General features: G+C 72.9%; 13 protein-coding genes. 2 read left to right on the top strand and 11 right to left on the bottom strand.

Annotated features, from left to right (window positions below):
- The 7 genes from IE182_RS13645 to IE182_RS13615 all read right to left on the bottom strand — a co-directional run.
- On the bottom strand, positions 1-299 hold a 299-nt coding region (locus IE182_RS13645), incomplete at its 3' end, for a flavodoxin-dependent (E)-4-hydroxy-3-methylbut-2-enyl-diphosphate synthase (protein WP_190110035.1).
- 190 nt (positions 300-489) lie between these two features.
- Positions 490-1,791, bottom strand: a complete 1,302-nt coding sequence (locus IE182_RS13640) for a M50 family metallopeptidase (protein ID WP_190110034.1) — start codon at positions 1,789-1,791, stop codon at positions 490-492.
- Positions 1,788-3,059, bottom strand: a complete 1,272-nt coding sequence (gene dxr / locus IE182_RS13635; RefSeq protein WP_190110033.1) for a 1-deoxy-D-xylulose-5-phosphate reductoisomerase — start codon at positions 3,057-3,059, stop codon at positions 1,788-1,790. The genes IE182_RS13640 and dxr overlap by 4 nt, the downstream gene beginning before the upstream one ends.
- 73 nt (positions 3,060-3,132) lie before the next feature.
- Complete coding sequence (locus IE182_RS13630) at positions 3,133-5,067, bottom strand: acyl-CoA dehydrogenase family protein (protein WP_190110032.1); 1,935 nt, start codon at positions 5,065-5,067, stop codon at positions 3,133-3,135.
- A gap of 191 nt (positions 5,068-5,258) precedes the next feature.
- On the bottom strand, positions 5,259-6,704 hold the full coding sequence (locus IE182_RS13625; RefSeq protein ID WP_190110031.1) for an aldehyde dehydrogenase family protein: 1,446 nt from the start codon (positions 6,702-6,704) through the stop codon (positions 5,259-5,261).
- 344 nt (positions 6,705-7,048) lie between these two features.
- Positions 7,049-8,647, bottom strand: coding sequence for a PucR family transcriptional regulator (locus IE182_RS13620; RefSeq protein WP_190110030.1), 1,599 nt, complete (start codon positions 8,645-8,647; stop codon positions 7,049-7,051).
- Between the two features lie 149 nt (positions 8,648-8,796).
- Positions 8,797-11,160 (bottom strand): ATP/GTP-binding protein, encoded by a 2,364-nt coding sequence (locus IE182_RS13615; protein WP_190110029.1) that lies wholly within the window; start codon positions 11,158-11,160, stop codon positions 8,797-8,799.
- Between the two features lie 240 nt (positions 11,161-11,400).
- Here IE182_RS13615 and gabT point away from each other — a divergent pair, with 240 nt between their 5' ends.
- Entirely contained in the window at positions 11,401-12,735 is a 1,335-nt protein-coding gene (gene gabT / locus IE182_RS13610; RefSeq protein ID WP_190110028.1) for a 4-aminobutyrate--2-oxoglutarate transaminase, read from the top strand.
- A gap of 348 nt (positions 12,736-13,083) precedes the next feature.
- On the top strand, positions 13,084-13,665 hold the full coding sequence (locus IE182_RS13605) for a phosphatase PAP2 family protein (RefSeq protein ID WP_229844784.1): 582 nt from the start codon (positions 13,084-13,086) through the stop codon (positions 13,663-13,665).
- Here the strand turns inward: IE182_RS13605 and IE182_RS13600 are convergent.
- From IE182_RS13600 to IE182_RS13585, 4 genes are read right to left on the bottom strand one after another with little or no spacing between them, the layout of a single operon-like run.
- Positions 13,625-15,037, bottom strand: coding sequence for an NAD(P)/FAD-dependent oxidoreductase (locus IE182_RS13600; protein ID WP_229844781.1), 1,413 nt, complete (start codon positions 15,035-15,037; stop codon positions 13,625-13,627). The two genes, IE182_RS13605 and IE182_RS13600, sit on opposite strands and share 41 nt — an antisense overlap.
- A 5-nt stretch (positions 15,038-15,042) precedes the next feature.
- Positions 15,043-15,849, bottom strand: coding sequence for an ABC transporter permease (locus IE182_RS13595; protein ID WP_190110026.1), 807 nt, complete (start codon positions 15,847-15,849; stop codon positions 15,043-15,045).
- Entirely contained in the window at positions 15,849-16,766 is a 918-nt protein-coding gene (locus IE182_RS13590) for an ABC transporter permease (protein ID WP_190110025.1), read from the bottom strand. The genes IE182_RS13595 and IE182_RS13590 overlap by 1 nt, the downstream gene beginning before the upstream one ends.
- Positions 16,763-17,920: an ABC transporter ATP-binding protein gene (locus tag IE182_RS13585; protein WP_190110024.1), complete on the bottom strand. Its 1,158-nt coding sequence runs from the start codon at positions 17,918-17,920 to the stop codon at positions 16,763-16,765. Before IE182_RS13585 ends, IE182_RS13590 begins: the two co-directional genes overlap by 4 nt.
- Positions 17,921-18,100 lie beyond the last annotated feature (180 nt).

Below are 18,100 nucleotides of genomic sequence, written 5' to 3'. Positions count from 1 at the left end.
GGCTGGAAGTGGATGTCCGCGATCACCGGGATCTGGGACTTCTTCGCGATGACCGGCAGCGCGTCGGCGTCGTCCTGGGTCGGGCAGGCGACGCGGACGATCTGGCAGCCGGAGGCGGTGAGCTCGGCGATCTGCTGCAGCGTGGCGCCGATGTCGGAGGTCCGGGTGGTCGTCATCGACTGGACGGAGACGGGGGCGTCGCCGCCGACGGCCACGGATCCGACCTGGATCTTGCGGCTGACCCTGCGGTCGGCGAGCTTGGTCGGAACGGACGGCATTCCAAGCGAAATCGCTGTCATCTGGCGAGCAACCCCAAGGTCTTAAATCATGGTCCCGAGATCGGCGGGCTCCGTCATCCGAGGTTACGGCACCGGTCCCCTCCGGAGCACATTGCCGGTCCCCCGCCAGGGTCCCGTGAGCGGGGCCGTGAACGCCGGAAGGGCCGCAGAAGCGGCCCTTCCGGCGTTCACGGGACGATACCGTCCGCCGCTAGGTGAGCCGCACCGGGTTCACCAGGTCGGCGATGAGCACGAGGATCGTGAAGCAGACGAAGATCCCGGCCACCACGTAGGCGACCGGCATCAGCTTCGCCACGTCGAAGGGGCCCGGGTCGGGGCGCCGGAAGAGCTTGGCGAACGTGCGCCGCACCGACTCCCACAGCGCGCCCGCGATGTGCCCGCCGTCCAGCGGCAGCAGCGGCAGCATGTTGAAGAGGAACAGCGAGAGGTTGAAGCCGGCGACCAGGAAGAGCATGGTCGCGATCTGCTGGGACGGCGGGATGTCGAGGTTGAAGACCTCGCCGCCGACGCGGGCGGCGCCCACCACGCCCATGGGCGAGTCCGCCTTGCGCTCGCCGCCGTCGAAGGCCGCGTTCCACAGGTCCGGGATCTTGCCGGGCAGGGCGATCAGGGACTCCACACCGGACTGGACCATGTCGCCCATACGGTCGACGGACTGCCCGAAGGACTGCGGGACGACGCCGGTGGCGGGCGTGAAGCCGAGGAAGCCCGCGGTGACGTACTGGCCCTTGAGGGGGGCGCCCTTGCCGTCGTACTTCTGGACCTGGTTGGAGATGAGGTCCGCGGTGAGGGTCTTCTGCTGCCCGTCCCGGACGACGGTGATCGTGGCCGGGCCGGTGGTCCTGCGGATCTCCTTCTGCAGCGTCGTCCAGTCGGTGGCCTTGTGGCCGTTGAAGGCGACGATGCGGTCCTTGGGCTGGAGGCCGGCCGCCTTGGCCGGGGAGTCCTTGGCGCCCGCGGGGCACTTGTCGGTGGGGGCGCTGGCGGAGACCACGCAGTCGGAGACGGCGGAGACGGTGGTGGTCTGGGTGTTGACGCCGAACGACATCATCACGCCCAGGAAGATCACCACGGCCAGGACCAGGTTCATGAACGGTCCGGCGAACATGACGATCACGCGCTTCCACGGCGTGCGCGTGTAGAACATGCGGGTTTCGTCGCCGGGCCGCAGCTCCTCGAAGGCGGCCGAGCGGGCGTCCTCGATCATGCCGCGCCAGGGCGAGGTGGAGCGGGCGCTGATCCGGCCGTCCTCGCCGGGCGGGAACATGCCGATCATGCGGATGTAGCCGCCGAGCGGGACGGCCTTGATGCCGTACTCGGTCTCGCCCTTCTGCCGCGAGAAGAGCGTCGGCCCGAAGCCGACCATGTACTGCGGCACCCGGATGCCGAACATCTTGGCGGTGGAGAGGTGCCCCAGCTCGTGCCAGGCGATGGAGAAGAGCAGGCCCACCACGAAGACGACTATCCCGAGGACGGTCATCAGTGTCGTCATGCGCGGGCCTCCGAGGTCGCTTTCGCCGTACGGGCGCCCGTACGGGCCGCCAGTTCGCGGGCCCGGGCGCGTGCCCAGGTCTCCGCTTGCAGGACGTCCGAGACGGTCAGGCGGGTTCCCGCGGCGGGAGTGCCGTGTTCCGCCACCACCTCGGCGACGGTGTCCACGATCCCATTGAACGGCAGCTGCCCGCTGAGGAACGCATCGACGCACTCCTCGTTGGCGGCGTTGAAGACGGCCGGTGCCGTGCCGCCCAGGCCGCCGACGTGCCGGGCCAGGCCGACGGAGGGGAAGGCGTCGTCGTCGAGCGGGAAGAACTCCCAGGTCGACGCCTGGGACCAGTCGAAGGCCGGGGCCGCGTCCGGCACCCGCTCGGGCCAGCCGAGGCCGATGGCGATCGGGCCGCGCATGTCGGGCGGGGTGGCCTGGGCGAGCGTGGAGCCGTCGGTGAATTCCACCATCGAGTGGACGTAGGACTGCGGGTGGACGACGACCTCGATGCGCTCGAAGGGGATGTCGTACAGCAGGTGGGCCTCGATGACCTCCAGCCCCTTGTTGACCAGGGTGGCGGAGTTGATCGTGATCACCGGGCCCATGGACCAGGTGGGGTGCGCCAGGGCGTCCTTCGGGGTGACCGAGGCCAGCTCCGCCTTGCTGCGGCCGCGGAAGGGGCCGCCGGAGGCGGTGACGACGAGCTTGCGGACCTCGGAGCGGGTGCCGCCGAGCAGGGCCTGGAAGAGGGCCGCGTGCTCGGAGTCCACCGGGATGATCTGGCCGGGCTTGGCGACGGCCTTGACCAGCGGGCCGCCGACGATCAGCGACTCCTTGTTGGCCAGGGCCAGGGTGCGGCCGGCCTCCAGGGCGGCCAGGGTGGGCGCCAGGCCGATGGAGCCGGTGATGCCGTTGAGGACGGTGTGGCACTCGCTGCGGGCCAGCTCGGTGGCCGCGTCCGGGCCCGCCAGGACCTCGGGCAGCGGCTCGCTCCCGTACTGGGCGGCGAGCGCCTCGCGCAGCGCGGGCGCCTTGTCGGCCTGCGCGACCGCGACCCGGCGTACCCGCAGCCGGCGCGCCTGCTCGGCGAGGAGCTCCACCCGGCCGCCCGCGGCCGACAGGGCGGTCACCGTGAAGCGGTCGGGGTTGCGGAGCACGAGGTCGATGGCCTGGGTGCCGATGGAGCCGGTCGAGCCGAGGATCACGATCTCGCGCGGTCCGCCGCCGGCCGGGGCGGCGGAGTAGCGCAGGTGCGGGTCAGCGAGGGAGTCCGTCATCCCCCCATTGTGGCCGCACCGCCGGGCGGGCCCGACAGGGCGTCCCGGTGATGCGGCCGTGGGGCCCGCCGGCTCAGCGGATCGGGCGGTGGACGTTCTCCGCCTTGGAGGGCCCCGGAGTGGCGTCGGCGATCCAGGGGCCTTCGCCGCTGGGGTCGACGATGCCGCTCTCCAGCCACTCGTAGGAGCCCGCCATCACCTGGGAGACGACCTTGCGGTCGAGCTCGTCGGTGTTGCTCCACAGCCGCCGGAAGAGCTCCTCCACGCGCAGGCGGGACTGGCGGCAGAAGGCGTCGGCGAGCTCGTACGCCTCGCCGCCGTGCTCGCCGAGGACGCGCAGGTGCTCGGCGCGCACGCAGGCGGCGCTCATGGCGAACAGCTCGGCGCCGATGTCGACGATCCGGCCGAGGAAGCCCTGCTTGGTCTCCATGCGGCCCTGCCACCGCGACATGGCGTAGAAGGTGGAGCGGGCCAGCTTGCGCGAGGAGCGCTCGACGTAGCGCAGGTGCCCCGACAGGTCGCGGTGGCCGGCCGGGTGGAACTCCGCGTAGGTCCGCGGGAGCTGTCCGGGCCCGGCGACCAGCTTGGGCAGCCAGCGGGCGTAGAAGCCGCCGGCGCGGGCGCCGGCCCGGGCCTTGTCGCCGAGGGACTTGTCGGGGTCGATGAGGTCGCCGGCGACGGTGAGGTGGGCGTCGACGGCCTCGCGGGCGATGAGCAGGTGCATGATCTCGGTGGAGCCCTCGAAGATGCGGTTGATCCGCGAGTCGCGCAGCATCTGCTCGGCGGGGACGGCCCGCTCGCCGCGGGCGGCCAGCGAGGCGGCGCTCTCGTAGCCGCGGCCGCCGCGGATCTGGACCAGCTCGTCGGTCATCAGCCAGGCCATCTCGCTGGCGTAGAGCTTGGCGAGCGCGGCCTCGATGCGGATGTCGTTGCGGTCCTCGTCCGCCATCTGGCTGGAGAGGTCGAGGACGGCTTCGAGGGCGAAGGTCGTCGCGGCGATGAAGGAGATCTTCGCGCCGACGGCCTCGTGCCGGGCGATGGACTTGCCCCACTGCTCGCGGGCGGTGGACCACTCACGGGCGATCTTCAGGGCCCATTTGCCGCCGGAGACGCACATGGCGGGGATGGACAGCCGGCCGGTGTTGAGCGTGGTCAGCGCGATCTTCAGGCCGGCGCCCTCGGGGCCGATGCGCTGCGCGGCGGGGACGCGGACCTGGTGGAAGCGGGTGACGCCGTTCTCGATGCCGCGCAGGCCCATGAAGGCGTTGCGGTTCTCCACGGTGACGCCGTCGGCCGCCGCCTCGACGACGAAGGCGGTGATGCCGCCCTTGTGGCCCTCGCTCCTGGGCACGCGCGCCATGACGACGAGCAGGTCGGCGACGACGCCGTTGGTCGTCCACAGCTTCACGCCGTCCAGGACGTAGTCGTCGCCGTCGGGAACGGCGGTCGTGGCCAGCCGGGCCGGGTCGGAGCCGACGTCCGGCTCGGTGAGGAGGAAGGCGGTGATGTCCGTGCGCGCGCAGCGCGGCAGGAACGTGTCCTTCTGCTCCTGCGTGCCGAAGAGCTTCAGCGGCTGGGGCACGCCGATGGACTGGTGGGCCGAGAGCAGCGCGCCGACGACGGGGCTGGCGGAGCCGACGAGGGAGAGCGCCTTGTTGTAGTAGACCTGGGTGAGCCCGAGGCCCCCGTACTTGATGTCGATCTTCATGCCGAAGGCGCCGAGCTCCTTGAGCCCGTTCACCGTCTCGTCGGGGATCTTCGCTTCGCGCTCGATGCGGGCGCCGTCGATCCGCGTCTCGCAGAAGTCGCGCAGCTTGGCGAGGAACTCCTCGCCGCGGCGGACGTCCTCGGGGGCGGGGGTGGGATGGGGGTGCAGCAGGTCGAGCCGGAACCGGCCGAGGAAGAGCTCCTTGGCGAAGCTGGGCTTCTTCCATCCCTGCTCCCGGGCCGCTTCGGCGACCTGGCGGGCCTCGCGCTCGGAGACCGGTCGTACGGATGGTGCGGTCATCTGGCACCTCACCGTGTTGAGTCGGGGCGGTTGACCCGGTCGACTACCGACCGGTGCTACTCGTCCGTATGTACCTACCCGATCCGTACCGGCTCTACCAGCCCCCGTGCAGGCGATCCGGACCGGGTGCACAACAGTGCGCTCCGGCCCGTCGGGCCGGAGCGCACTGTTGGTCTTGCGGGGTGACGCCGTTACAGGCTGAGGCCCGTCAGGACCAGGACGCGCTCGTAGGTGTAGTCGTCCATCGCGTAGCGCACGCCCTCGCGGCCCACGCCGGACTGCTTGGCGCCGCCGTAGGGCATCTGGTCGGCACGGTAGGAGGGCACGTCGCCGATGACCACGCCGCCGACCTCCAGCGCGCGGTGTGCACGGAAGGCGGTCTGCAGGTCGTGGGTGAAGACGCCGGCCTGCAGGCCGTACGGGGAGTCGTTGACGGCCGCGAACGCCGCGTCCTCGCCCTCGGCCCTGGTGATGGTCAGGACCGGGCCGAAGACCTCCTCGCAGGCGATCGTCACGCCGACCGGGACCTCGGCCAGGACGGTCGGGGCGTAGGTCGCGCCCTCGCGCTTGCCGCCGGCGAGCAGCTTCGCGCCGGCCGCGACGGCCTCGTCGACCCAGGACTCCACGCGCCGGGCGGCGTCCTCGCTGACCAGCGGGCCGACGTCGGTGGAGGCGTCGGACGGGTCACCGGTGACCTGGGCCTCGACGGCCGCGACGACCTTCGGCAGCAGGCGGTCGTAGACCGAGGCGTCGGCGATGACGCGCTGCACGGAGATGCAGGACTGGCCGCCCTGGTAGTTGGAGAAGGTCGCGATGCGCTGCGCGGCCCAGTCCAGGTCCTCCTCGGAGGACCAGTCGGCGAGGACGACGGCCGCGCCGTTGCCGCCGAGCTCCAGGGTGACGTGCTTGCGCGGCGCGGAGTCGAGGATCGACCAGCCGACCGGGCCGGAGCCGGTGAAGGAGATGACCGGCAGGCGCTCGTCCTGCACGAGGGCGGGCATGCGGTCGTTGGGAACGGGCAGCACGCTCCAGGAGCCGGCCGGCAGGTCCGTCTCGGCCAGGATCTCGCCGAGGACGAGGGACGAGATGGGGGTGGCCGGGGCGGGCTTGAGGATGATCGGGGCGCCGACGGCGATGGCCGGGGCGACCTTGTGCGCGCTCAGGTTGAGCGGGAAGTTGAAGGGCGCGATGCCGAGGACCGTGCCGCGCGGGACGCGGCGGGTCAGCGCGAGGCGGCCGGTGGAGCCCGGGTCGGTGTCCAGGCGCTGGGCCTCGCCGGCGTTGAAGCGGCGGGCCTCCTCGGCGGCCCAGCGGAACACGGAGACGGCACGGCCGACCTCGCCGCGGGCCCACTTGATGGGCTTGCCGTTCTCGGCGGAGATCAGCTGGGCGATCTCCTCGGTGCGCTCGGCGAGCCGCTTGGCGACGTGGTCGAGGGCGGCGGTGCGCACGTGCGCGGGCGTCGCGGCGAACTCGTCGCGCACGGCGTGCGCGGCGGCCACGGCCTCCTCGACCTGCGCCTCGGTGGGCACGCTCACGGTGCCGACGAGACGACCGTCCCAGGAATTCGTGACGTCGAAGGTCTCCTCGCCGGTGGCCTCGCGGCCGGCCAGCCAGAACGCGTGGGGAGCAGTCACGGATTCCCTCCGGGGGGTACAGACGTAATGGGCTCCCTCACCGTAGGGCTGCGGCGGGCCGGGGTCGCTTGTCCGTCATGGAGCACGGTGGGCCGGCGGTGCGCCGCCACGGCGAAGTGGGAGGGGCGGGGCGGCACCGCCGGACACGTCGGGGGTGGCTGATCACCACGACGGCGGAGAGGGGTCCCCGGCCCCGCCCTTTCACCGTTTCCCGCGGCGGCGCCCCGGCCCCGCGCGCCCGGGGGCCGGAGGCCCAGGGGGCCCAGGGGCCCAAAAAGCCCAGCGGCTTGGCCCGGTTTCGGGGGAGGGGCGGGTGCGGGGAAGGAGAACCGGCCCCGCGTGCTCTACGCCGCCCCCGTCGACGTCGCCTTCAAAGCGAGCCACAGCTCCATGCGGACGTCCGGGTCGTCCAGCGAACGGCCCAGGATCTCCTCGACGCGCCGCATCCGGTACCGCAGCGTGTGCCGGTGCACCCCGAGGTCCGCGGCGGCCGCGTCCCACTGTCCGTGCCGGGCGAGCCAGGCCCGCAGGGAGGCGACCAGGTCGCCGCGGCCCTTGGCGTCGTGCTCGTACAGCGCCCGCAGCATGCCGTCCGCGAACGCCCGCACGGCGTCGTCGGCCAGCAGCGGCAGGACCGAGCCGGCGGAGACCTCCTCGTGCTCGACCAGCACCCGGCCCCGGCGGCGGGCCACCGACAGGGCCTGCTCGGCCTGGCGGAAGGCCGTCCCGGCGGCGGCCGGGGCGGCGGGGGCGGAGACGCCGAGGGACGCCTCGGTGGCGGGGGCGGGCTCGGCGGATCCGGCCCGGCGGGCCTCGGCGGCGCGCGCGTGGGCGATGCAGGCGGCGACCACGGCGCCGCCGTCCGGCGCGAGGACGACGATGCGGTGGCCTTCGGGGACGGCCAGCACCGGCTCCGCGGCCCGGCTCGCCGCCGTGTCGACCGCGTCCGCCAGCGCCGCGAGCACGGCATCGGCGTCGGCCTGGCCCTCGGCCGTCTCGGCCACCACGATCCGGAACGGCGCGTCCAGCAGCCCGCCGTACAGCTCGCCCGCCACCGTCCGGGCGTTCTCCGGCTCGCCGGCCAGCAGCATGCGCAGCACCGCGGCGCCCAGCCGCTGCTCGGCGTCCTGCAGGGCCCGCGAGCGCTCGGTGGTGAGGGTGAGCAGGGCGATGGCCGAGTGCACGGCGTAGCGCTCGGCGGTGCCGAGGGGGGCGTCCGTGCCGACGGCGAGGACGCCGCGGGTGCGGCGTCCGGAGCCGAGGGACTGCAGTTCGACGCGGTCGCCGCCCTCCTCGGCGCCGTCCGAGCCGACGACGGTGGTGGCGGGGGCGGGCCGTTCGCGCAGCCGCTCGACGTCGGCGCCCAGCCGGGCCGCGCGCCGGGCCGCCCAGTCGGGTGCGGCGGCGACGACGGCGCCCGAGGCGTCGTACAGCGCGGCCCATCCGCCGAGGTGGGCGGCGAGCCGGGCGATCAGGGCGGCCGGTCCCTCGGGGGCGAGGGCGGCGCGGGTCAGTTCGCGCTGGGCCTCGAAGCCGGCGGTCACCGCCCGGTACTGGTCGGCGGCGATGGCCGCGGAGACCGCCTTGGTGATGGCCAGGAAGGGGGTGCGGCGCGGCACCTCCAGGAGCGGCAGCCCCTCCTCGCGGGCCGCCTCGACCAGGGCGTCCGGCACGTGCTCGTAGTTGACGCCGACGGCGAAGCCGAGCCCCACCACGCCGGCGCGGACCAGGCGCCGTACGTAGCGGCGCATCGCCTCCCGGTCCTCGGCGTCGATCTTCATGGCCGTGATGAGCAGCAGTTCCCCGCCGTCCATCCAGGGCACCGGGTCGGCCAGCTCGCTGACGTGCGCCCAGCGGACGGGGGTGTCCAGCCGGTCCTCGCCCGCGAGCACGGTGAGCTTCAGCGCCGAGTGCTGGACGAGTGAGGCGAGGGTGGGCGGCATGGGCGCGAACTTTCGGCGGGGGCGGAACACGGGAACGGGGGAAGGAGGGGGCTCCGGGAGGAATCACGGAAGGCCCGGCGGGGGATTACGCCGTCCCGTATGAACGGCTCTCCTCAATTCTGCCAGGTCGGCAGGTTGCCCCCGCCCCTTCAGCCGCGCAGGTCCACCAGCAGCGGAGGCACGTGTTCCCCGCCGACCGTCGTCAGGGACAGCACGGCGTGGTCCGCGGGCACCTCGCGCGCCAGCTCCGAGGCCGACCAGCGCTCCCGCTCCACCTTCCGCACGGTCACCGCGTCCCGGGTGACCGCCTGGCCGGTGACGAGCCGGCGCAGGGCGTGCACGGCCCGGGTGAGCGGCTGGTCGGCGAAGACGGCGTGGTGGGCGACCTCTCGGGTCTCGACCCACTCGGTGCCCCACGCCTCCGCGAACCGCCGGCCGTCCCAGGTCGTCACCCCCGAGAAGGCCATGTGGCAGCCGGCCGCGCCGAGCAGGGCGATGTGCAGGCCCTCGGGCACGTCGTCGACGGTGCGCAGGGCGAGCACCGCTCCGGCGTTGGCCGACCGCAGGCGCTGGATGCCGCGGACGGTGTCGGCGGTGAGGGTGCCGGTCGCGTCGTCGAGGACCAGGCAGGTGAAGAGCGAACGGTCGGTGCGGGCCGTGGCCATGGCCGTGAACTGGGCGAGGATCAGCCGGGCGAGCAGCCGGGACGCCTCCGTGTGGGCGCGCTCGGGCAGGTCGATGCGGACGCGCAGCGGGTGGTGCTGCACGGAGCGCAGGGAGAAGGGCCGGGCGGTGGGGCCGACGGCGAAGAAGTCGGCGAAGGCCGGCCGGTCGAGCAGGGCCACGCGGTCGGCGAGTGCGGGGCAGGGGTCGGAGGCGGAGCCGCTCTGTCGCAGCCGGGCCTCCAGCTCGCGCAGCATCGCGTGGTGCCCGTCCTCGTCGAGCCGGCGGCGCAGGCCGGCCAGGACGGAGGGGGTGCCGCTGAGGAGCTCGTAGAGCTCGGGAACGGCCGGGAAGCGGCCGTGGGCGGCGTGGTGGGGGCCCAGCAGCTGGGCCAGGGCCGTGGCGGCCCGGCGGGTGTCGACGCCGGGGAGGTCGCCGACGAGGCCCTCCGCGAGGAAGGCGGCGGCCTCGTCGGGGTCGGTGGCCCCGCCGTAGAGGTCGAGGTCGTGCAGGGACGTGCCGTCGCCGGGCTTGACCACGACGTCGTAGGCGTCGTCGGGGCCCAGCGGCGTGCCGGCGGCGCAGACGGCGACGACGCTGCACCGGCGGGCGAGGGCCTGCAGTGCGAGGGACTCGGTGACGGGCCTGATCAGGCGGTGGGTCTTGCCCGCACCGGGCGGTCCGACCGCGAGCAGCGACGTGCCGAGGACGGCGGGGTCCAGGGCGACGCCGGAGCCGCGGCGCTCGTAGGGGTTGCGGGCGTGGTCCGCGCTGCGGCCGATGCGGACCTGGCCGGTGAGCAGGTCGTGGGTGGCCGTGCGCGTGGGCAGGTCGCGCTCGCCGGAGGGGTGGGCCCAGGAGGCCGCGCCGTGGCGCAGGACGGTGTCCGTGAACGAGGCGAGCCGTGCGGGGTCGGTGCGCGCCGCCGTCCATGCGTGGTGGACGCGCACGCAGTCGACGTCGTTCATGCGGCCGGCGGCCAGCTCCCCGGCGAGCCGCTCGGCGGCCTCCGGCCGGCCCGCCTCCCGCAGCTCCGGCCAGTCGGCCCGGCCGGGGGCGGGGGGGCCGGGCGGCGGGCCGGCGCGCCGGGGCTCGCCGCGGCGGAGGGTGCGGAGGAGGCCCGGCCAGTCGCCCAGCCGGGCGAAGGGCCACAGGAGGGCGGCGACGATGAGGGTGTAGAGGCCGTAGACGACCACGGCGGCGCGGTAGTGGTCACCGCCGCCCTGCAGCCAGGACTCGGGCGTGAGGACGAAGACCGGCTCGACGACGGGCAGCGTGCCCTTCCACGTCAGCAGCTGCGTCAGGCCCGCGAGGAGCGCCGCGGCCGCGGCGCGGGAGGGCTGGGGGCGGCTGCCGACGAAGCGCCGGAGCAGCTCGGGCCAGTTGCCCAGGCGGCCGAAGCCGTAGATGAGCAGGGCGGCGATCAGGGCGCGGTAGACGATGGTGGCCTCGACCGCGTCCATCGTCGCCGGGCCGCCCATGACGCCGGCGCGCCACCACTCGGGCGGGGTGACCAGCTTCATGGGCACGCGCCAGTAGGGGATGTAGCCGTTCCACAGCAGGGTCCACAGGAGCACGCCGGACAGCAGGGAGATCAGCGCTCCGGACAGCAGCGCACGGTCCGGGACCCGGTCGGGGCGGAGCCGCGGTGGCGGCACGTGGCCGTGCCGGAAGACACCGGGCGGGGCGGGCCGGCGCGGCGCGTTCAGCCACTGCACGACCGCCGGCCGGGTGGCGGCCGGGGCGTGGGCGGGACGGGGCGGTGCGGCCGGTGGCGGGGGCGGTCCGGCCGGGCGCGGCACCGCATGGGCGCGGGTGCCGCGCGCGTCGTACGTGTCTTCGGTGTCCATGGCCCCCTCGACCCCCCTGACCAGCCATGCCCGCATCCGGGCGGTGCCGGAGCTCAATCTAGTGCCCGGCACCGACAGTTCCAGCGTTTCGGGCCGGAGCGGGGCCGGGCACCCGCCATGTCCGCGGCGGACAACGACACGTGCGGACCACTACCGAACGGCGCATGCCCGACCCGTGCCCCCGCACCTAGCCTGCGGGGAAAGACCCCGGATGTGTCCGAATCACCCCCAGGAGCCCCCATGACCGCTGTCCCGCAGGAGCGCAAGCTCGTCACCGCGATCCCCGGCCCGAAGTCCCAGGAGCTGCAGGCACGCCGCCTTGAGACGGTGGCCGGCGGCGTGGGCTCCGTACTGCCCGTGTTCACGGCCCGCGCGGGCGGCGGCATCATCGAGGACATCGACGGCAACCGTCTGATCGACTTCGGTTCCGGCATCGCCGTGACCTCGGTCGGCGCCTCCGCCGAGGCCGTGGTCCGCCGCGCCTCCGCGCAGCTGGCCGACTTCACCCACACCTGCTTCATGGTGACCCCGTACGAGGGCTACGTCGAGGTCTGCGAGGCGCTGGCCGAGCTGACGCCGGGCGACCACGCCAAGAAGTCCGCGCTGTTCAACTCGGGCGCCGAGGCCGTCGAGAACGCCGTCAAGATCGCCCGTGCGTACACCAAGCGCCAGGCCGTCGTGGTCTTCGACCACGGCTACCACGGCCGCACCAACCTGACGATGGCGCTGACGGCGAAGAACATGCCGTACAAGCAGGGCTTCGGCCCGTTCGCGCCCGAGGTCTACCGCGTGCCGGTCGCCTACGGCTACCGCTGGCCCACCGGCCCGGAGAACTGCGGCCCCGAGGCCGCCGCCCAGGCCATCGACCAGATCAGCAAGCAGATCGGCGCCGAGAACGTCGCCGCGATCATCATCGAGCCGGTGCTCGGCGAGGGCGGCTTCATCGAGCCGGCCAAGGGCTTCCTGCCGGCGATCGTGAAGTTCGCCAACGACAACGGCATCGTCTTCGTCGCGGACGAGATCCAGTCCGGCTTCTGCCGCACCGGCCAGTGGTTCGCCTGTGAGGACGAGGGCATCGTCCCGGACCTGATCACTACCGCCAAGGGCATCGCGGGCGGTCTGCCGCTCGCCGCCGTCACCGGCCGCGCCGAGATCATGGACGCCCCGCACGCGGGCGGCCTGGGCGGCACCTACGGCGGCAACCCGGTGGCCTGCGCCGGTGCGCTGGGCTCCATCGAGACCATGAAGGAGCTCGACCTCAACGGCAAGGCCAAGCGCATCGAGGAGGTCATGAAGACCCGCCTCTCCGCGATGGCCGAGAAGTACGAGGTCATCGGTGACATCCGCGGCCGCGGCGCCATGATCGCCATCGAGCTGGTCACCGACCGCGCCACCAAGGAGCCGAACGCGGCCGCCGCCGGTGCGCTGGCCAAGGCTTGCCACGCCGAGGGCGTGCTGGTCCTGACCTGCGGCACCTACGGCAACGTGCTGCGCTTCCTGCCGCCGCTGGTCATCGGCGAGGACCTGCTGAACGAGGGCCTCGACATCATCGAGGCGGCGTTCGCCCGTCTGTAAGCGTTCGCCCGCTTGTAAGGGAGTGAAGAACCTGTGCGGAGGGGGTGGTGGACGGGTGATCCGACTATCGGACCCGGCGTGCCTGCCGTACGGTTTCTGCAGATGAACGCAACACCCCGTCCGCAGGGGACTGCGGACGATGCCGTGCCGGTACTTCCCCAGTGCCGACCCGGCCGTGCCTTCGCGCACACCCCTGGAGCCTCCGGCTCCGGACATCCTCACCGATCGGACGGCCGCTCGCCCCAGACCCCCCGGGGCGCGCGGTTCACCGGCCGGCACGGCGGCCCCGGAACTACCCCCCCTGTTCCGGGGCCGCCGTACGTCCGCCTCCGCACGCTCGCCGTCCCGGTGCTCGCCGCGCTGGTGTTCGGCGTCCTCACCTGGCAGGTCGCCGCGCACGGGCCGCTGCGCGTCCTCGACGAGCGCGTCGGACGGGCAGCTGCCGCCTCCGGCACCGTCCCCGTGTCCGTCGCCGAATTCCTCGCCGATCTGGGCAACACCGTCGTGGCCGTGCCGGTGCTGGCCGCGGCCGCGCTCTGGACGGGCCTGCGCTCCCCCGGGGCGCGTCGCTGGCTGCCGCCGCTGGCGGCCGCGCTGGCGATGGCCGCGGTGCCGGCGCTGATCGTCCCGCTCAAGGCGTGGATCGCCCGGCCGGGGCCGCCGGCGATGGGCGGCGACCCCGGGTTCTTCCCCTCCGGTCACGCCGCGACGGCGGCGGTGGCGTACGGGGGCGCCGCGCTGCTGCTCCTTCGCCGCCGCCGGTGGCCGTGGGCCGCCGGCTGCGTCCTGCTCAACGCGGGCGTGGCGCTGGGGCTGGTGCTGCGCGGGTACCACTGGCCGCTGGACGTGGCCGGCGCGTGGTGCCTGTCGGCCGCGGTGCTGTGGGGGCTCAGCTGTCGAATCCCAGGCCGGCCCGGTCCATCGCCTTGAGCCAGAGGTTGCGGCGGCCTCCGTTGGCGTCCGCGCGGGTCATGGCCCACTGGGTGATGCCGATGCCCACCGACCGCACCGGTTCGGGCGGGAACGGCAGCGGCTTGCTGCGGACCATCTCCAGCTCCGTGCGCTCGGTGCGTTTGCCGCTCAGCAGGTCGAGCATGACGTCCGCGCCGAAGCGGGTCGCTCCGACGCCGAGCCCGGTGAAACCCATGGCGTAAGCGACGCGGCCGCGGTGGGCGGTGCCGAAGAAGGCGGAGAAGCGGGAGCAGGTGTCGATGGCGCCGCCCCAGGTGTGGGAGAAGCGCACGCCCTCCAGTTGCGGGAAGCAGCGGAAGAAGTGCCCGGCCAGGCGCCGGTAGGTGGCCGGGTGGTGGTCGTACTCGGCCCGTACGCCGCCGCCGTAGCGGTAGACGATGTCGTAGCCGCCCCACAGGATGCGCCGGTCGGCGGTCAGCCGGAAGTAGTGGAAGTGGTTGGCGCTGTCGCTCAGCCCCTGCCGCCGCTGCCAGCCGACCGCGGCGAGCTGCTCCGGCGTCAGGGGCTCGGTCATCAGGGCGTAGTCGTAGACGGGGGCGATGTACGGGCGCAGGCGCCTCACGAGCGAGGGGAAGGCGTTGGTGCCGAGCGCGGCGTGGCGGGCGAAGACGCGGCCGTAGGGGGTGCGGACGGCCACGCCGGCACTGCGGGAGGAGAGCTCGGTGCCGGGGGTGTGCTCGTAGATGCGCACGCCCAGGGCCAGGCAGGCGCGTTTGAGGCCCCAGGCGAGCCGGGCGGGGTGCAGCATGGCGACGCCGCGGCGGTTCCAGAGGCCGGCGAGGAAGGTCGGGGAGTCGACCTCGGCGCGTACGGCGTCGCGGTCGAGGAAGACGTGGTCGCGGACGCCGAGGGAGTCCGCCTCCTCGGCGGCCTCCTTCAGCTCGTGGACCTGGTGGGGGGCGGTGGCCACGTCGATCTCGCCGGTGCGCTCGAAGTCGCAGTCGATGCCGTGGCGGGCGAGGGCGGCCTCCAGGCCGTCGAGGTTGCGGTGGCCGAGCTCCTCCAGGGCGGTGAGCTCGGCCGGCCAGCGGGCGCGGCCGTTGGCCCAGCCGTGGGTGAGGGAGGCGGCGCAGAAGCCGCCGTTGCGGCCGGAGGCGGCCCAGCCGCTCTCCTGGCCCTCGATGAGGACGACGTCCCGGGCGGGGTCCCGCTCCTTGGCGTTCAGGGCGGTCCACAGGCCGGTGTAGCCGCCGCCGACGACGAGCAGGTCGCAGTACTCGTCGCCGACGAGGGCGGGCAGCGCCTCCGGCCGGGAGGGGTCGTCGAGCCAGTAGGGGCGGGGGGTTGCGTCGGACAGTGCTTTCACAGGGTTCATGGCGCCGGTGGCCATGGGTCTCAGCTCCTTTTTCGGCGTCTCCCGGCCAGTTGGGCGACGAGGACGCACAGCACGGCGACGGCGAACATCGCCGTTCCGATGACATTGATCTGAACGGGTGTGCCTCTTTGTGCGGATCCCCAGACGTACATGGGGAAGGTCACGGTCGAACCGGAGTTGAAGTTGGTGATGATGAAGTCGTCGAAGGAGAGCGCGAAGGAGAGCAGGGCGCCCGCCGCGATGCCGGGGGCGGCGATGGGGAGGGTGACCTTGAGGAAGGTCTGCAGCGGGGTGGCGTAGAGGTCCTGTGCGGCCTGTTCGAGGCGGGGGTCCATGCTCATCACGCGGGCCTTGACGGCGGTGACCACGAAGCTCAGGCAGAACGTGATGTGGGCGATGAGGACGGTCCAGAAGCCGAAGCTGACACCCATGTTGAGGAAGAGGGTGGCCAGCGAGGCGGCCATGACGACCTCGGGCATCGCCATCGGCAGGAAGATCAGGGTGCTCACGGAGGAGCGGCCCCGGAAGCGGTGGCGGGCGAGCGCGAAGGCGATCAGCGTGCCGAGGACGGTGGCGCCGACGGTCGCCCAGAGGGCGATCCACAGGCTGAGCGAGAGCGAGCCGCACAGGTCGGCGACGCCGCAGGGGTCGGTCCAGGCGTCGGTGGAGAAGCGCTGCCAGGCGTAGTTGAAGCGGCCGTTGGGCTTGTTGAACGAGAACACCGTCACGATGACGTTGGGCAGCAGCAGGTAGGCGAGGGTGCCCAGTCCTGCGATCACCACGAGGTTGCGGCGCAGGGCGCGCGCGACGCGGGAGTGCGGGGCCATCAGACGACGTCCTCCGTCCCGGACTTGCGGATGTAGACGGTGACCATGGCGAGGATGACGGCCATGAGGAGGAACGACAGGGCCGCGGCGGTCGGGTAGTCCAGGACGCGCAGGAACTGGGACTGGATGACGTTGCCGATCATCTTCTGGTCGGTGGAGCCGAGCAGCTCGGCGTTGATGTAGTCGCCCGTCGCGGGGATGAACGTCAGCAGCGTGCCGGCGACGACGCCCGGCATGGACAGCGGCAGGGTCACCTTGCGGAAGGCGGTCACGGGCCGGGCGTAGAGGTCGTGGGCGGCTTCGTGGAGGCGGCCGTCGATGCGTTCGAGCGAGGTGTACAGCGGCAGGATCATGAAGGGCAGGAAGTTGTAGGTCAGACCGCAGACGACGGCGAGCGGGGTGGCGAGCACGCGGTGGCCCTCGGTGACGCCGAGCGCGTCGGTGAGGGAGAGGACGTGCAGGGCGTCGAGGGCTGCGACGACGGGGCCGCCGTCGGAGAGGATCGTCTTCCAGGCGAGGGTGCGGATCAGGAAGCTGGTGAAGAACGGCGCGATGACGAGGACCATCAGGACGTTGCGCCAGCGGCCGGCCCGGAAGGCGATGAGGTAGGCCAGCGGGTAGCCGAGGAGCAGGCAGAGCGCGGTGGCGGTGGCGGCGTAGCCGACGGAGCGCAGGAACTGCGGGTAGTACTCGCTCAGCGCGTCCGCGTAGGTGGCGACGTGCCAGGTGACCTCGAAGCCCTCTTCGAGGGAGCCGGTCTGTACGGAGGTCGACGCCTGGTAGACCAGCGGCGCGACGAAGAAGACGAGCAGCCAGAGGATGCCGGGGAGCAGGAGCCAGTAGGGCACGCGCCGGGTGCGCCGGGCGGCCTCGGGGGTGGCGGCGGGGGCCACCGGGGGCAGGTCGGTGGTGGTCATCCCGCGCCCTCCGCTTCCACGTCCGTGCCCGCCTCGACGTTCTGCGCGGCGTCCAGGCCGAAGCTGTGGCCGGGGTTCCAGTGCAGGACGACCTCGGCGCCGGGGACGAGGCGGGAGTCGCGCTCGATGTTCTGCTCGTAGACGCACAGGCCGGTGCCGGCGGGGCTGTCGACGAGGTACTGGGTGCTGACGCCGGTGAAGCTGGACTGGGCGATGCGGCCGCGGACGCTGTTGCGGCCGTCGGCGACGGTGCCGGCGTCGTCGGCGTGCGTCAGCGTGATCTTCTCGGGCCGTATGCCGACCAGGAGCTTCTCGCCCGTGCGGGCGGTGGCTGTACATCGTGTCGCCGGAAGGGTGAGTTTGGTATCACCGACCCGCAGAAGGATGTCGTCGCCCGCGGTGCCGAGGACGTCGGCGGTGAGGAGGTTGGAGGTGCCGAGGAAGTTGGCGACGAAGGTGGTGCGGGGGGTCTCGTAGAGGTCGGCGGGGGCGCCGAGCTGCTCGACGCGGCCCGCGTTCATCACCGCGACCGTGTCGGCCATGGTCATGGCTTCCTCCTGGTCGTGGGTGACGTGGATGAAGGTGATGCCGACCTCGGTCTGGATGCGCTTGAGCTCCAGCTGCATCTGCCGGCGCAGCTTGAGGTCGAGGGCGCCGAGCGGCTCGTCGAGGAGGAGCACCTGGGGGTGGTTGATGAGCGCGCGGGCGACGGCGACGCGCTGCTGCTGGCCACCGGAGAGCTGCTGGGGCTTGCGGTGGGCGAGGTCGCCGAGCTGGACGAGGTCGAGCATCTCGTCGACCTGCTTCTTGACGGACTTGATGCCGCGGCGACGCAGGCCGAAGGCGACGTTCTCGTAGATGTCCAGGTGGGGGAAGAGCGCGTAGTTCTGGAAGACGGTGTTGACGGGCCGCTTGTACGGGGGCAGACCGCTGACGTCCTTGCCGGCGAGCTCGACCGTACCGGTGGTGGGATCCTCCAGGCCGGCGATCATGCGCAGGGTGGTGGTCTTGCCGCAGCCGGAGGCGCCGAGCAGGGCGAAGAACGAGCCCGCGGGCACCGACAGGTCGAGGGGATGCACGGCGGTGAAGCTGCCGTAGGTCTTGCTGATACCGGTCAGGCGGACGTCGGTGCCGGTGGTGGCGGTTGCCGTCATGGGTCTGGGTCCAGGGTGTCGGGAGAGGTGAGAGCAGATAACAGTGACATACAGCGGCGTGTGGGCCGATTCGGGCTGGACCACGAAACCGAAGAGCGGTTGTTTGTCGTAAATGTCGGAATCTACTGCCGTCCTGGAACCGAGTGGGGCACCGCAGCGCTCCGACCCGGAATGATTGCC

Origin of the sequence: Streptomyces cinnamoneus (assembly GCF_014650495.1) — a bacterium.
GTDB lineage: Bacteria > Actinomycetota > Actinomycetes > Streptomycetales > Streptomycetaceae > Streptomyces > Streptomyces cinnamoneus.
The sequence above is the reverse complement of the archived record's forward strand: the minus strand, read 5'-3'. Positions and strand labels throughout refer to the sequence as shown.